Genomic DNA, 13,313 nt, shown 5'->3' with positions numbered 1-13,313 from the left:
CCGAAAGGACGGTTCGGCACCTACCGCGCTCCGCGCACCGGCACGAGTTCGCAGTCCTCGGTCCGGGGGCTCTCCCGGCCGCACCGCAGGATCGCGTCGACCAGCCGCACCACGGCCTCGCGCCGCTCGTCGGCGCGCCACACCATGCTGATCTCGATGCCGGCTTCCGGAGTCACCGGACGGTGCACGAGCCCCGGACCGAGCAGGTCGACGGGCACGGGCAGGAGGCTGATCCCCAGACCCGCCGCGACGAGGTTCAGGATCGCCGCCGTCTCGCCCGCTTCGTAGGCGAACCGGGGCCGGAACCCGGCTCGCGCACAGGCTTTCTCGGTGACCTCGCGGACCACCGACCGGGTCGGCACGGGGAAGGAGATGAGGTCGTGGGTCGCGAGCTCGGCCAGGTCGATCACGGCGCGTTCGGCGAGCGGGTGGCCGGCCGGCACGACCGCGCGCAGTGACCCGGCGGCCAGGGAGTGCGACCGGAGTCCCGCCGGGACCGGCTCGCCCGCCCGCACGAGGAACCCGATGTCGACGGCCCCGCTCGTGATCGCGTCCAGCTGGGCCGGGGTGAGGAGGTCCGTGTGCAGGTCCACTTCGAGGTCACCGACGCGCCGGGCGGTCACCATGATGCGCGCGAGCAGGGACTGGGCGGCGCAGCTGGTGAAAGCGACCGTGACGCGGGCCGGAGACGCGGTGGCCAGTTCCGCGACGGTGCGACTCACCACGTCCACCTCCCGCAGGATCGCGCGGCCCCGTTCGAGCAGGACCCGCCCGGCGGGGGTCAGCTCCACGCGGCGGGTCGTGCGGCGGAAGAGCACCGCCTTCAGCTCCCGTTCCAGGCTGCGGATCTGCCGGCTCAACGGCGAAGCCGCCATGTGCAGGCGGTCCGCCGCGCGGCCGAAGTGCAGCTCCTCCGCCACGACGACGAACGCTTTCAGCTGCCGCAGCTCCATACCGGCCGCCTCCCCCGCGCCTTGTCCGGTGCATCCCACCGAGCTACCATCCGACCATGTGTGCCGGTGACCGCACGGCGGCTGTCGGCGCGTCCGGCACGCCGAAGTCCTTCCACACCACCGATCTGGCGTTCGCGCGCGAAGAGCTGAGCCGCGTCTACTACCCGCTTCGCGTCGATCCCACGCACCGCTCGCGTGACTTCGAGTTCACGATGCGCACGCTGACCGTCGGCCCGCTCACGATCGGGCGAATGTCCTACGGCGCCGAGATCGTCAAGGACTGCGGCGACCTGCAGACCGCCTACCACGTGAACGTGCCGCTGACCGGAGCCGTGGCATCGACGTGCGGCGACCAGCGGGTGGTCGCCACGCCGCACACGGCCGCCGTGTTCAACCCGGTCGGGCACACCGTGCTCGACCGGTGGGAGGCCGGAAGCGAGCAGCTGTGCCTCAAGATCGACCGGACGTTCCTCGAGGACGAGGTCGTCCGGCGGGTCGAGCACCCGCTGCACGCTCCGGTCCGCTTCCGCATGGCGATGGACCTGACGCAGCCGGCCATGCGCGCGTGGCTGCACGCGGTCGAAGTCCTGGCCACGGAACTGAACGCGCCCGGCGCCTTCACGAGGGACGGGCTGCTCGCCGCCGAACTGCGCCGGCTCATCGTGGGCGGGCTGCTGTGGGGACAGCCGCACAGCTACCACGAGGCACTTTCCGAGCTGGGTGCCAGCCCGCAGCCGCGGACCGTCAAGCGCGCGGTCGACCTCATGCACGCCAGCCCCGAAGTGCCGTGGACGGTCGCCCAGCTCGCCGAGCTGGTGGGCATCAGCGTCCGCTCGCTGGAGGAGGGGTTCCGGCGCTACGTCGGCGTCCCGCCGATGACCTACCTGCGCGACTGCCGCCTCGAGCGGGTCCGCGCGGACCTGCGGACCGGGTCGCGGCCTGCCGTCTCCGTGACCGAGGTGGCTTTCCGCTGGGGTTTCAGCCACCTCGGTCGCTTCGCCCAGGCGTATCGCGCCAAGTTCGGGGAGAACCCCTCGGACACGCTCCGGTTCGAGGAACTCTAGTTCCGCCGGCATTCCAGACCTCCCGTCAAGCGCCGTTGCTGACGTTCGACGGGAAGTTAGCGATCCGCGGCCGAGCGGGCGATCCGCTTCTCGCGGTGGTCATCCGGATATCGCGGCGGGCGCGGGTGACCGTCCGGCGCAGGAGAGCTAATCGCGCGCCGCGGCTGCGAGCTGGGCGGCGACGTCCCAGCGCTGCGGCCGGCGGTCGCGGTCGTGCCACGGGTGCCCTCGGGCCGCCCACTCCCGGAACCACGCCTCGAAGCTGACCGGCTCCGAATCCTTGCGCACGGCGTCGTCGAGCCCGAACCCGTAGCCGCAGCACGGGCAGCGGGTCCGGGACGGGTCACCGAAGTGCACGGAATAGGGCGGTGTGAACTCCGGCCGGCCGGCGTCCCGCGACAGGCCTTCGAACGCGAGGTACGGCGGGTCGTCGAGATCGTCGAACGCGCACACCGGACAGGTCCGCGACCGCTGCTCGACGCGGCGCAGTTCCCGCAGCCGGGCCGCGGCCGGGCCCAGCCGCCGGACCGCCGCCGGCGCATCCGGGAGCTGCTTCTCCCATGCATCGGCGAGGACCTCGAGATCGCTCGCCGGCAGTCCGTGGACCTCCGCGAGAGGTGGAACGGACTGCGGGAGTTCGACGATGGCGCGCGGGAGGATGGTGCTTCGCGAGGCAGACATGACCACATCATCGGTCCGGCCGGGCCGCACCGGCAACAGCCGCCGGCTCGCGGCCATGACCGGTTCGGTCATGATCCCGGACCGTACACTGTGGATGATGGCGGAGCGCTCGAATACCGGCGCGGCGGAACGGGTCGACTCGCCGCGCGACGACCCGGTTGCCCGGTGATCACGCCGTGGAGCCGGCCGGCGCGACCGCGACGCGGATCGGCTCCGCACCGGGCAGCCGGCTGTCCCGCAAGGGATGAAGCAGCTCGCCCAGGCTCATCACAGCAACCGCCCGCTCTGGCAGTCGCTCCCGGGCTGGTGGGCTTCGGCGATGTTCGTCGCGAGCACGCGGTGGTCGATGTCCTCGATGCGGGCGCAGGCCGTGAGGGCCATCGCGCGGTCGAGCTCCGAGGTCAGGATCTGCAGCACCCGTTCCACGCCCGCCTGCCCGCCGGCCGCGAGCCCGTACAGGTAGGGCCGGCCGACGAGCACCGCGCGAGCGCCGGTGGCGAGGGCGGCGAGCACGTCGGTGCCCCGTCGCACGCCGCCGTCCAGGAACACCTCGGCGTGGCCCGCGACTTCGGCGACGACGCCGGCGAGGGCTTCGATGGTGGCGGACGCGCGGTCGAGCTGGCGACCGCCGTGGTTGGACACCACGATGCCGTCGACGCCGTGGTCGAGCAGCACGCGGCAGTCGGCCGGGCGCAGCACGCCCTTGACCACGAGCGGGCCGGACCACCAAGCGCGCAGGTCGGCGAGATCCCGCGCGGTCACCGGGTAGAGGCTGCGCAGCATGTCGCGCTGCATCGCGTGCGGCGTGACCCGGCCGTGGCGTGAGCCGCGACGCCGCAGGTGGCCGCGCGCGATGTCCACCGCCCAGCTCGGGCGCGTGGCGCAGTGCAGGGCCATCCGGGGCCCGAACCGCATCGGCACGGTGAACCCGTTGCGGCGATCCCGTTCGCGGTTGCCGAACACCGCACTGTCCACAGTGACCACCAGCGCCCGGTACCCCGCTGCCGCGACGCGGTCCAGTAGCGCGCGCACCGCCGCACGGTCCGGCCAGAGGTAGAGCTGGTACCACCGCGGGCCCGGGGCCGCGGCGGCGACCTGCTCGAGCGTGAAGCTGGACACCATGCCCTGGACGTAGACGGTGCCGCGGGCGGCGGCCGCCCGGGCAACGGCCGTCTCGGCTTCGCCGTGCAGCACCCGGGCCGCGCCGGTCGGTGCGAGCAGGATCGGCGACGCCACCGGGTCGCCGAAGATCCGCACCGCGGTATCGCGCTCGCCGGGCACGGCCAGGGCCGAGGGCAGCAGCCGCGTGGCCCGGAACGCCTCGACGTTGCGCCGCGCCGTCACCTCGTCCTCGGCGGCGCCTTCGACCAGGTCGAACACCGGGCGAGGGATCCGGCGGCGGGCGGCCTCGCGCAGTTCGGCGATGTTGCCGGCGCGGTTCACCCCCCGCCTCGCGCATACCGCGCCAGCACGTCGGCCGCCGCCTCGATCGCCCGCGCCTTCCCCTGCCGCGTCACGCCCGCGATGTGCGGCGAAAGGAAACATCCCGGGGCCGTCCACAGTGGATGATCCGGTGGCAGGGGCTCGGGGTCGGTGACGTCCAGCACCGCCAGCAGCCGCCCGGCGAGGACCTCGGCGGTCAGCGCCGCAGTGTCGACCACCGTGCCGCGCGCGGCGTTCACCAGCACGGCCCCGTCCGGCATCCGGGCCAGCACTCCCGCCCCGGCCAGCCCCGCCGTGCCGGCGGTCGCCGGCACGAGCAGGACCACCGCGTCGGCCTCGGCCACGAGGTCGCCGAGCTCGGTCACCGGGTGGACCCCTGCGCGAGCGGTCCGCGCGACCACGGTGACCGAGGCCCCCAGGCCGGCGAGCTTGTCGCGGGCGCGGCGGCCGATCGCCCCGGCACCGACGAGCACCACCCGGGTCCCCGCCAGCTCCGCACTCTCCACGCGGCGCCATCGCCGCTCGCCCTGCTCGCGCACGGCGAGCAGCAGCCCGCTGGCCAGCCCGAGCAACGCCGCCGCGACCCACTCGGCCACCGCGTTGTCGCGCGCACCGGCGGGCCGGCTCAGCCGCACCCCGTCCGGCAGGTACGGCTCGAGCCACTCGGCACCGGCGATCAGCGTCTGCACGACCCGCAGCGCGGGCAGCTCGCCGAGCACCGGGAGCAGGTCGGTGCGCTGGTGCTCCAGCACGAGGAACTCGACGTCCCGCAACGCGCGCACCGCGGCCGGTCCCCCGCCGGAGGGGAGCGGGACGACGCGGACCCGCCCCGGCGCGGCGGCGCGCAGCGCGGGCAGTGCCTCGTCCGGTCCGGAAGCGACGACCGTCATCAGCCCAGCTCGGCCAGCCGCTTGTCGAACTTGTGCAGCTCCTCGATGCCGTCGTCCCCGATGATCACGTTGTCGCACACCCAGTGGCAGAAGCCGTCGAGCACGTAGCGGGGGTGGCAGGCGAGGTTCATGCCCGCCGCCAGCACCATCGGCTCCTCGGCCCGGATCAGCGGGCGTTCGACGAGGTCGGTGCCCTGGCCGTGGCAGTGCAGCCGCAGCTCCTCCGGCCGCCCGTTGTCGCGCAGGAACTCGTTGTACTCCGCCCAGATGTCGGCGGGTGCGGCGCCGGGACGCAACAGGCCGTAGCAGAATCGCTGCGCCCGCAGGCAGAAGTCGTACTCCTCGGCGATCCGGTCCGGGACCCGGCCGACGACGCCGGAGCGGCCGATCTCGGTGTACATCCCGCCCGGGCCGTTCACCTCCACCATGAGGTGGAACGCATCGCCCTCGCGGATCACCCGGTGCTGGCTGTGCGGGTGCGCGATCCGGCCGGGCTCCCCGAGCGGGGTCGAGACGCACCAGTAGATGCCCTGCTCACTGCCCAGCGACTGCGCCGTGTGCTGCGCGACGGCGGCCACGTCGCTGTCGCGCATCCCGGGCTGCAGCGCCTCGAACGCCGCCGCGATCGCCGCGTCCTGCAGCCTCGCCGTGGCGCGCACCAGCTCCAGCTCCTCCTCGGACTTGAGCGCGCGGACGGTGTCGACGACGTCGGCGGCCTCGGCGAACGTCGCCGCGTGCAGCTCACGCTGCAGGTACTCGCCGAACGCCAGCGGGATCGTGCCGGTGCCGACCCAGCCGATGCGCCCGGTGGCAAACGGCCGCAGCGCGTCGAGCGCGAGCTCCGCGGCGTCGTGGCGGGTGTAGGACACCGAGCTCATGTACGGGCTCGCCAGCGCCCGGCCGACGCCGCGCAGCACCGGGTCGTGGCCGGGATCGATCACCAGGTCCTCGCCGCGCGCGCCGTGCCGGATGATCGTCATCGGCTCCTCGCGGGGGAACACGACGGTGACCGGGTAGCCGTTGGTCGCCGGGATGTCGGTGAGGTAGCGGATGTAGCCGCCGACGTAGTCGTTGTTCGTCTGCGCCACCAGCACGTCGATCCCGTGATCGGCCATGCCCTCGCGGATCGCGTGCCACCGCCGCTGCAGCTCGGCGGTGCTCACCGGGTGGTTCAGCCGTTCGGACAGCTCGGTTGCGGTCATCGGGCCGCTCCCGTCTTCGCGCCGCTGATCAGGGTGAGCACCTCGGTGCGCAGCTCGGTGAACCGCGGCAGCGCCTTGGTCGTCACCTGGCTGCGCGGCCGGGGCAGGTCGACGTCGAGCGTCCGCAGCACCGTGGTCGGGCGTCCGGACATCACGATCACCCGGTCACCGAGGTACACGGCCTCGTCGATGTCGTGGGTGACCAGCACGATCGTCAGCCCGGCGTCGTGGCGCACCCGCAGCACCAGGTCCTCCAGGTCCGCGCGCGTCTGGGCGTCCACCGACGCGAACGGCTCGTCCATGATGAGGAACTCCGGCCGGTAGGCGATGGCCCGCGCGATCGCGACCCGCTGCTGCATCCCGCCGGAGAGCTGCCACGGGTAGCTGTCGTCGAACCCGTCCAGGCCCACCTCGTCCAGCGCCTTGCGCACCGCGGCCCGGCGCGCCGCGCGGTCGCGGATCTTGTTCTTCAACGGGATCGCGACGTTGCGGCCGACCTTCGACCACGGCATCAGCGAACGGCTGTAGTCCTGGAAGACACACGCGACCTCCGGCGGCGGGCTCTCGATCACCTTGCCCGTCTCGGTGAGCACGACCTTTCCCCCGGACGAGGGCAGCAGCCCGGACAGGCAGCGCAGCAGGGTGGTCTTGCCGGCGCCGGACGGGCCGACGATCGTGACGAACTCGCCGGCGTTCACGGTGAACGAGATGTCGCGCAGCACCTCCAGCTCGCTGCCGGCGGTGCGGTAGGACTTCCTCAGGTGGTCCACGGTCAGCATGTCAGCTCTCCCGATCCTTGGTGTACCAGCGCAGCAGCCGGCGTTCGACCAGCACAAAGGCGCCGTTGAAGAGCACGCCGAGGATCCCGAGCAGGAGCATGCCCGCCCACATCTGGGACACCTCGAAGCTCTGCTGCGCCTGCAACGTGACGAACCCGATCCCGTTGGTCGCCGCCACGAGCTCGGTCACCACCATCATCACGAACGCCACGGTCAGGGCGATGCGCATCCCGGCGAGGATGTTCGGCGCGGCGGCGGGCAGCTGCACGTGCAGCACCCGCTGCGCCCGGGTCAGCCGGTAGGACCGCGCGGCGTCCTCGAGCTCCCGATCGACGGCCCGCACCCCGTCGATGGTGTTGAGCAGCACGGGAAAGACCGTGACGAACGCGGTGAGCACGATCTTCGGCAGGTCACCGATCCCGAGCAGCACGATGCTCACCGGTACCAGCGCCGTGGCGGGCAGGGCCCGGCAGAACTGCAGCGCCGGGTCGAACGCCCGGTGCAGCAGCGGCAACCGTCCGAAGAGGACACCCAGCGCGACGCCGAGCACCACGGCCACGCAGTAGCCCAGCAGCATCCGGCCGACGCTCGGCAGCACGTCGGAAGCGAACCGGCTGAACAGCCACAGCTGCTGGAACGACACCAGGATCGAGCGCAGCGACGGCCAGAACGGCGAGGTGCTGCCCAGTGAAGCGAACCACCAGGTCAGCAGGGCCGCGACCGGGACGACGAGCGAGACGAGCCACGCCGTGAACCGGCGCCCGGCCCGGCGCGGGCGCACCATCGAAGTCATCGGGCCTCCTCACGGTAGGAGATGTGCCAGCGCAGCACCCGGCGCTCGATCGCGAGCAGTCCGACGTTGGCCAGGACACCGAGCACACCGACGACGAACACCAGCGCGTACATGCTCGGGTAGACCGCGTTGGAGGCGTAGACGGCGATGTCGGCCCCGATCCCCCGCACCGACGCGATGATCTCGACCGCCACCACCACGACCAGCACGTGCGACGCCGCAAGCCGCACCCCGGTGGCCACGAAGGGCGCCACGGCGGGCAGCACCACGTGCCCGAGGCGCTGGTGGGCCCGGAGCCCGAACACGCGAGCGCTGTCGCGCAGCACATCGTTGATGCCGCTGACGCCGTAGAAGGTCTGGAAGAGCATCGGCCACAGCGCGCCGAGCATGCCGAGCAGAGTGGACACCCGGGGGGTGGCGCCGAGCAGCAGCAGCATCAGCGGGAGGAACACCACGGCCGGCACGAAACGCAGGAAGTCGAGCGGGTAGTGCACGAGCCGGTACAACAGCGGCACAGCGCCGAGCGCGACGCCCAGGACCAGGCCGGCGACCACACCGCCGGCCAGACCGACCGCGACCTGCTCCAGCGTCGCCATCAGGGCGTGGACGAACCCCGCGGTGGGTGCCAACTCGACGAGCGCCGCCCCGATCGCGCTGATCGAGGGCACCTCCGGCGGCAGCCAGCCGGCGCGGGCGATCAGTTCCCACAGCACGAGGATGCCGAGGGTGGTCAGCCACGGGAGGCCGCGCAGCAGCCACGGCCGGGAAGCCCGCCGGGCGGGGGCGGCCGCCGGCGTCGGTGCGTCGAATCCGGCGGGCGCGGGGGCCAGGCCGGTGGGGGTCTGCTGGGTGCTCATGGAACCACGTACGTTCCGTATGCGGGCGCGGCCGAGACCACCCCGTACTTGACCGTGAACGCGGCTTCCTTCTCGATCACGCGGCGGCTGACGTCCGCGGTGTAGAGCGGCAGCGGGGCCTGGGCCACGAGGGCGGGATCGGCCTTCGTCTGCTTCACGATGGCCTTGCGGGTCTCGTCGGGATGTGCGTTGGCGTACTCACTGGACTCTCGCACCGCCTTGCGCCACCTTTCCACGATGCCGGGATGCTGGTCGATGAACGACTTGGCCATGAAGAACACCGTGTTGTCGGCGTCCGGATCGGCGAACGCGACGGCCGGCGAGTCACCGATGTCCCGATAGCCCTTCTTCCGCAAAGCGGTCGCGTACGGCTGGGCGGTGCTGATCGCGTCGACCCGCCCCTGTTCGAGGGCGGTGATCTGGTCGGGGAACGTGAGCTGTACCAAGTGGACGGACGACGCGTCGCCGCCGTCCTTCTCGATCGCCTCGCGGATCCAGAACTCCCAGCAGCACTTGAGGGAGTTCACGGCGACCGTCTTGCCCGCGAGGTCCTTGAAGGACCGGATCGGGCTGCCGTTCGCCACCATGGTCTGGTACTGCGCGCCGGCCGCGGCGGGACGGTCGGCGACCGCGCCCGACACGATCTGCACCGGGATGTGCGAGGCCGCCGCGATCACGACCGGCGAGATGCCGCCGAGCGCCACCTGCTGCTGGCCGTTGATGACCTGGGTGATCGCTCCGGCACCGGTGGCCGCGCGGCCGATGGTGAGGTCGATCCCGTTCTGCGCGAAGAACCCGTGCTGCTGCCCCACCAGGATCGCGGTGGACGACTGCGACGCCGCGACCCCCGCCGTGATCGGGATCAGGCCGCCGGTCGACCCGCCACCCAGCGTGTTGGTCGCGCTCAGCGCCCCGCACGCCGACAACAGGAACATCGCCCCGGTGAGCACCAGGCACGCGAGTTTGCGTCGATACTTCACGGTTGGCTCCGTTTCGCCGGTGAAACGAATCAAAGTCCTTGCGGGGCCGCGGAAATCGCCCGTCCGGGAGAAGAAGTGTGCCCGTATCGTACGCCGCGCTCGCGCGCACGGACACAGTTTTCTGTTGTTATTACTGGGAAATACGCGCCGTGTCCGCTTCGGACACCCGCGGTAGCAGTGCGAGTGCGTTGTCCCGGTTGACGGCGGCGCGCTGCGTTTCGGACAACGGATACGCGTCCAGCTGCGCGGTGAAGTACTGGGAGTTGTCGCCGCGGGCGTAGGGCCAGTCGCTGCCGTAGAGCACGCGGTCCGGACCGGCGAACGCGAGCAGGCTCGGCAGGGTGTCCGCGTTGGCCGACAAAGCCGTGTCGAAGTAGAACGTGCGCAGGTCGCGCAGGAAGTTCTCGCGCGTGACGACGTGCCCCGCCGCGCCTTCGGTGAGACTGGCCATGCGGTGTGCCGCGTACGGCACGAACCCGCCGGCGTGCGAGAGGATCATCCGCATCCGGGTCGATCGGGCCACCACACCGTGGCGCACCAGGTTGAGCGCCGCGCGGGTGGTGTCGAGCAAGAAGTCGGCGGCGAAGGGCGGCACGCCCGGCACCGCGGGGCCGGGCGGCGCGGTCGGATGGACGAACACCACCGCCGCCCGCCGGTCCAGTTCGGCCATCAACGGGTCGAACACCGGGTCGCCGAGGTACACACCGTCCACATTGGCCAGCAGGATCACGCCGTCGGCGTGCAGCTCGTCGAAGGCGTAGGCCACCTCGTCGAGCGAACCGTCCACATCGGGCAGTGGAACCGAGGCGAAGAACCCGAAGCGACCCGGGTGGTCGCGGACCAGCCCGGCGGAGAACTCGTTGACCTGCCGTGCCAGTTTCCGCGTGTCGGCGGCGCTGCCGCCCAGGTGCACGCCGGGCCGCCCGACGGAGACGACGGCCGTCGCGATGCCGAGCTCGTCGAGCAGCTCGAGCGCGGCGGCCGGGCTCCACGCCGGCGTGGCTTGCCCGCCGAAGTAGCCGCTCGTGCGCAGCACGTCCGCCCACACCGGAGGGACGATGTGGTGGTGAGTGTCGATCCGGCCGGTGGTCATGTCAGCACTTTCCCTTCCGTGCTTTTCCCGTCCCCTGACGGCGCGCCGAGCCTGCCTCGGGCCCGGGTGAACCCGCGGGGGTTGTTCCAGCCGAGGACGCCGGTCACCCGGCCGCCTGCCGCGTGGGCGGCCACGAACTTGCCGTCGGCCACCGAGCCGTCGACGACCGTCAGCTCACCGTCGGCGAAGGTGCCGGCGGCCTGGATCCGGAGGTCGCCGGCGTCGGTCCAGAAGAAGTGCGACGGCGCGAACGGCTCGTCGTGCCCGAGCAGGTTCAGCGCGGCACGCCGGCCTTGCTCGGTGGCGTTCATCCGGTGTTCGAACCGGCGGTGGGTGCCGGTCGCCGGATCGGGGTTGGCCGCGACGTCGCCGGCCACGTAGACGCCGTCGGCGGCTCGGCAGAACGCGTCGCAGCGCACGCCACCGCGCAGGTCGAGCCCGGAGCCGGCAAGCCACTCCGCGGCCGGTTCGGCGCCGACGGCCGCGACGACGACGTCGGCCGCGAGCGTCGTGCCGTCGTCCAGCCGCACCAGTCCGGCGTCCGCGGTCGTGACCCCGACGCCCATCCGGAACTCCACGCCGCGTTCTTCACCCGCCGCCCGCACGAGCTCGCCCAGTGCCGGCCCGAACTGCCGGATCATGGGGCTGGGCAACGGATCGACGACGGTGGCGGTCGAGCCGAGCGACCGCGCGGCCGCCGCGATCTCGACGCCGAGGAACCCCGCGCCGACCACGACGGTGCGCCGAGCCGAGCGCAGCCGTTCCCTCAGCAGCACCGCGTCCTCGACCGTGCGCAGGTAACACACACCCTCGGCGCCGGGCAGCCGCCGCGGCCGCACGCCGGTGGCGATCACCAGCGCGTCGAACGCCACCGCCGTGCCGTCGTCGAGCCGGACGCGACGGCCGGGCAGGTCCAGCCTGGTTGCCCGCCGGCCGAACCGGGTGTCCAGCCCGAGCTCGGCGTAGCTGCCGGGCGGACGCAGTGCGAGCCGGTCCGGCTCCCAGGAACCGAGCAGCACCTGCTTCGACAGCGGCGGCCGGTCGTACGGAGCGTGGGGCTCCGCGCCGATCAGGGTCAGCCGGCCGTCGAAACCGTGCTCCCGCAGCGTCTCCACCGCGGTGAGCCCCGCCGCGCCCGCACCCACGACCACCACCGCTCTCATGTCCGCGCTCACCCGCCCGACGCGGCCAGGCGGATCGCCCGCGCAGGACAGATCCGCTCGGCGCTGCGGACGGCGTCCTCTTCGGACGAAGGCACGTCGGTCACGCGCAGCACGACGATCCCGTCGTCCTCCCGCTGGTCGAACACCGCATCGGACAACAGCACGCACTGCCCCGACGCGATGCACTTGTCGGCTTCCACTTCGACCTTCATGTCCTGGCTCCGTCACCACTCGACGGGCATCGCGAAGAGCCCGTAGAACACGTTCTTCGTCTTGAACGGCAGCTCGTTCACCGGAGCCGCGAGCCGCAGATCCGGCAGGCGCCGCAGCAGCGTCGGGTACACCACTTGCAGCTCGACGCGCGCCAGCGGCTGCCCGAGGCACTGGTGGACGCCGTAGCCGAACGTCAGGTGGTGCCGCGCGGACCGGGACAGGTCCAGCTCGTCGGCGTTGCCGCCGAACGCCTCCGGGTCGCGGTTGGCCGAGTCGTTGGCCGCCACCACACCCTCGCCCTTGCGGACCAGCGTGCCCGCGACCTCCACGTCCTCGAGCGCGACGCGCCGCCGGCCGTAGTGCGTGATCGTCAGGTAGCGCAGCAGTTCCTCGACCGCGTTCGCCACCGCCTCCGGCGAACCATCGGCCTTCAGCGCGGCGAGCTGGGCGGGGTTCTGCAGCAGCGCCAACGTCCCGAGCGCGATCATGTTGGCGGTCGTCTCGTGCCCGGCGCGCAGCAGCAGGTTGAGCATGTTGATCAGCTCGTCGCGGCTCAGGCCGCCCGCCCGCTCGATTTCGAGCAGGTGGCTGATCACGTCCGGCGCGGGCTCGGCGGCCTTGCGCTCGACCAGGCCACCGAGGTACTCGCGGATCGTGGCGAACGCCTCCAGCGCCTCGTCCGCGCCGGTCTCACCGGAGATGAGCAATCCGCTCTGCCGCTGGAAGAACTCGTGGTCCTCGTACGGAACCCCGAGCAGCTCGGAGATCACCGACGAGGTGACCGGCAGCGCGAATCCGGTGACCAGGTCGGCGGGCTGCGGGCCGGCGGTGAACTCGTCGAGCAGCTCGTCGACGTGCCGCTGGATGCGCGGCCGCAGCCCCTCGACCCGCTTGATCATGAAGTCCCGGGTAAGCATCCGGCGGTGCCGGGCGTGCTCGGGGTCGTCCATGTTCAAGAACGTGGGATGCTTCTGGCGGGTCACCGAAACGCCCGCGCTGTGGCTGGGGAAGCCCGGGTTGGTCATGTCCGCGCTGAACCGCGGGTCGGCCAGCACCTCGCGGACGTCGTCGAAACGGGTGACCAGCCAGGCGATCTTGCCGTCCCACAGCCGCACGCGGGAGATCGGCTCGTCCGCGCGCAGCCCGCGGAACTCGGCGGGCGGGTCGAACGGGCAGCCCGGCGGCCGGGACATCGGGTACTC

14 protein-coding genes are annotated in these 13,313 nt (G+C 72.2%); 1 reads left to right on the top strand and 13 read right to left on the bottom strand.

What is annotated here, in order from left to right:
- Window positions 1-20: 20 nt before the first annotated feature.
- Complete coding sequence (locus ACFY1H_RS41175) at window positions 21-953, bottom strand: LysR family transcriptional regulator (protein WP_386955644.1); 933 nt, start codon at window positions 951-953, stop codon at window positions 21-23.
- 56 nt (window positions 954-1,009) lie between these two features.
- Here ACFY1H_RS41175 and ACFY1H_RS41170 point away from each other — a divergent pair, with 56 nt between their 5' ends.
- Window positions 1,010-2,017, top strand: coding sequence for an AraC family transcriptional regulator (locus ACFY1H_RS41170; protein WP_386955643.1), 1,008 nt, complete (start codon window positions 1,010-1,012; stop codon window positions 2,015-2,017).
- A gap of 147 nt (window positions 2,018-2,164) precedes the next feature.
- Here ACFY1H_RS41170 and ACFY1H_RS41165 read toward each other — a convergent pair whose 3' ends face one another.
- From ACFY1H_RS41165 to ACFY1H_RS41110, 12 genes are all read right to left on the bottom strand, one after another.
- The gene (locus ACFY1H_RS41165) at window positions 2,165-2,770 is read right to left on the bottom strand and encodes a hypothetical protein (protein WP_386955642.1); all 606 of its coding nucleotides are present in this window, start codon (window positions 2,768-2,770) and stop codon (window positions 2,165-2,167) included.
- A 195-nt stretch (window positions 2,771-2,965) separates the two neighbouring features.
- On the bottom strand, window positions 2,966-4,141 hold the full coding sequence (locus tag ACFY1H_RS41160; protein WP_386955641.1) for an alpha-hydroxy acid oxidase: 1,176 nt from the start codon (window positions 4,139-4,141) through the stop codon (window positions 2,966-2,968).
- On the bottom strand, window positions 4,138-5,031 hold the full coding sequence (locus ACFY1H_RS41155; RefSeq protein WP_386955640.1) for an NAD(P)-dependent oxidoreductase: 894 nt from the start codon (window positions 5,029-5,031) through the stop codon (window positions 4,138-4,140). Before ACFY1H_RS41155 ends, ACFY1H_RS41160 begins: the two co-directional genes overlap by 4 nt.
- Window positions 5,031-6,233, bottom strand: coding sequence for a M24 family metallopeptidase (locus ACFY1H_RS41150; protein ID WP_386955639.1), 1,203 nt, complete (start codon window positions 6,231-6,233; stop codon window positions 5,031-5,033). Before ACFY1H_RS41150 ends, ACFY1H_RS41155 begins: the two co-directional genes overlap by 1 nt.
- Window positions 6,230-7,012, bottom strand: coding sequence for an ABC transporter ATP-binding protein (locus ACFY1H_RS41145; RefSeq protein ID WP_366581845.1), 783 nt, complete (start codon window positions 7,010-7,012; stop codon window positions 6,230-6,232). Before ACFY1H_RS41145 ends, ACFY1H_RS41150 begins: the two co-directional genes overlap by 4 nt.
- Before the next feature lies 1 nt (window position 7,013).
- A complete protein-coding gene (locus ACFY1H_RS41140; RefSeq protein WP_366581844.1) occupies window positions 7,014-7,805 on the bottom strand; it encodes an ABC transporter permease in 792 nt (263 codons plus the stop codon).
- Window positions 7,802-8,662, bottom strand: coding sequence for an ABC transporter permease subunit (locus tag ACFY1H_RS41135; protein WP_366581843.1), 861 nt, complete (start codon window positions 8,660-8,662; stop codon window positions 7,802-7,804). The genes ACFY1H_RS41140 and ACFY1H_RS41135 overlap by 4 nt, the downstream gene beginning before the upstream one ends.
- On the bottom strand, window positions 8,659-9,642 hold the full coding sequence (locus ACFY1H_RS41130) for an ABC transporter substrate-binding protein (RefSeq protein ID WP_386955638.1): 984 nt from the start codon (window positions 9,640-9,642) through the stop codon (window positions 8,659-8,661). Before ACFY1H_RS41130 ends, ACFY1H_RS41135 begins: the two co-directional genes overlap by 4 nt.
- Before the next feature lie 130 nt (window positions 9,643-9,772).
- Window positions 9,773-10,735 carry an amidohydrolase family protein gene (locus ACFY1H_RS41125; protein ID WP_386955637.1) on the bottom strand — a complete coding sequence of 321 codons (963 nt, stop codon included), beginning with the start codon at window positions 10,733-10,735 and terminating at the stop codon, window positions 9,773-9,775.
- The gene (locus tag ACFY1H_RS41120) at window positions 10,732-11,898 is read right to left on the bottom strand and encodes an NAD(P)/FAD-dependent oxidoreductase (protein WP_386955636.1); all 1,167 of its coding nucleotides are present in this window, start codon (window positions 11,896-11,898) and stop codon (window positions 10,732-10,734) included. Before ACFY1H_RS41120 ends, ACFY1H_RS41125 begins: the two co-directional genes overlap by 4 nt.
- Before the next feature lie 8 nt (window positions 11,899-11,906).
- Window positions 11,907-12,110, bottom strand: coding sequence for a ferredoxin (locus ACFY1H_RS41115; RefSeq protein ID WP_366581839.1), 204 nt, complete (start codon window positions 12,108-12,110; stop codon window positions 11,907-11,909).
- Window positions 12,111-12,122: 12 nt separating this feature from the next.
- Window positions 12,123-13,304, bottom strand: coding sequence for a cytochrome P450 (locus ACFY1H_RS41110; RefSeq protein WP_386955635.1), 1,182 nt, complete (start codon window positions 13,302-13,304; stop codon window positions 12,123-12,125).
- Between the last annotated feature and the right edge of the window lie 9 nt (window positions 13,305-13,313).

The organism is Amycolatopsis sp. NPDC001319, from assembly GCF_042896185.1.
Taxonomy (GTDB): Bacteria; Actinomycetota; Actinomycetes; order Mycobacteriales; family Pseudonocardiaceae; genus Amycolatopsis.
This window is presented reverse-complemented; position numbering and strand designations above follow the sequence as displayed.

Excerpts from the sequence above, each read along its gene's own strand:
- ACFY1H_RS41115 (WP_366581839.1), bottom strand. The coding sequence starts at position 12,110 with ATGAAGGTCGAAGTGGAAGCCGACAAGTGCATCGCGTCGGGGCAGTGC.
- ACFY1H_RS41175 (WP_386955644.1), bottom strand. The coding sequence starts at position 953 with ATGGAGCTGCGGCAGCTGAAAGCGTTCGTCGTCGTGGCGGAGGAGCTG.
- ACFY1H_RS41145 (WP_366581845.1), bottom strand. The coding sequence starts at position 7,012 with ATGCTGACCGTGGACCACCTGAGGAAGTCCTACCGCACCGCCGGCAGC.
- ACFY1H_RS41120 (WP_386955636.1), bottom strand. The coding sequence starts at position 11,898 with ATGAGAGCGGTGGTGGTCGTGGGTGCGGGCGCGGCGGGGCTCACCGCG.
- ACFY1H_RS41150 (WP_386955639.1), bottom strand. The coding sequence starts at position 6,233 with ATGACCGCAACCGAGCTGTCCGAACGGCTGAACCACCCGGTGAGCACC.
- ACFY1H_RS41165 (WP_386955642.1), bottom strand. The coding sequence starts at position 2,770 with ATGACCGAACCGGTCATGGCCGCGAGCCGGCGGCTGTTGCCGGTGCGG.
- ACFY1H_RS41110 (WP_386955635.1), bottom strand. The coding sequence starts at position 13,304 with ATGTCCCGGCCGCCGGGCTGCCCGTTCGACCCGCCCGCCGAGTTCCGC.
- ACFY1H_RS41125 (WP_386955637.1), bottom strand. The coding sequence starts at position 10,735 with ATGACCACCGGCCGGATCGACACTCACCACCACATCGTCCCTCCGGTG.
- ACFY1H_RS41135 (WP_366581843.1), bottom strand. The coding sequence starts at position 8,662 with ATGAGCACCCAGCAGACCCCCACCGGCCTGGCCCCCGCGCCCGCCGGA.
- ACFY1H_RS41155 (WP_386955640.1), bottom strand. The coding sequence starts at position 5,031 with ATGACGGTCGTCGCTTCCGGACCGGACGAGGCACTGCCCGCGCTGCGC.
- ACFY1H_RS41170 (WP_386955643.1), top strand. The coding sequence starts at position 1,010 with ATGTGTGCCGGTGACCGCACGGCGGCTGTCGGCGCGTCCGGCACGCCG.
- ACFY1H_RS41140 (WP_366581844.1), bottom strand. The coding sequence starts at position 7,805 with ATGACTTCGATGGTGCGCCCGCGCCGGGCCGGGCGCCGGTTCACGGCG.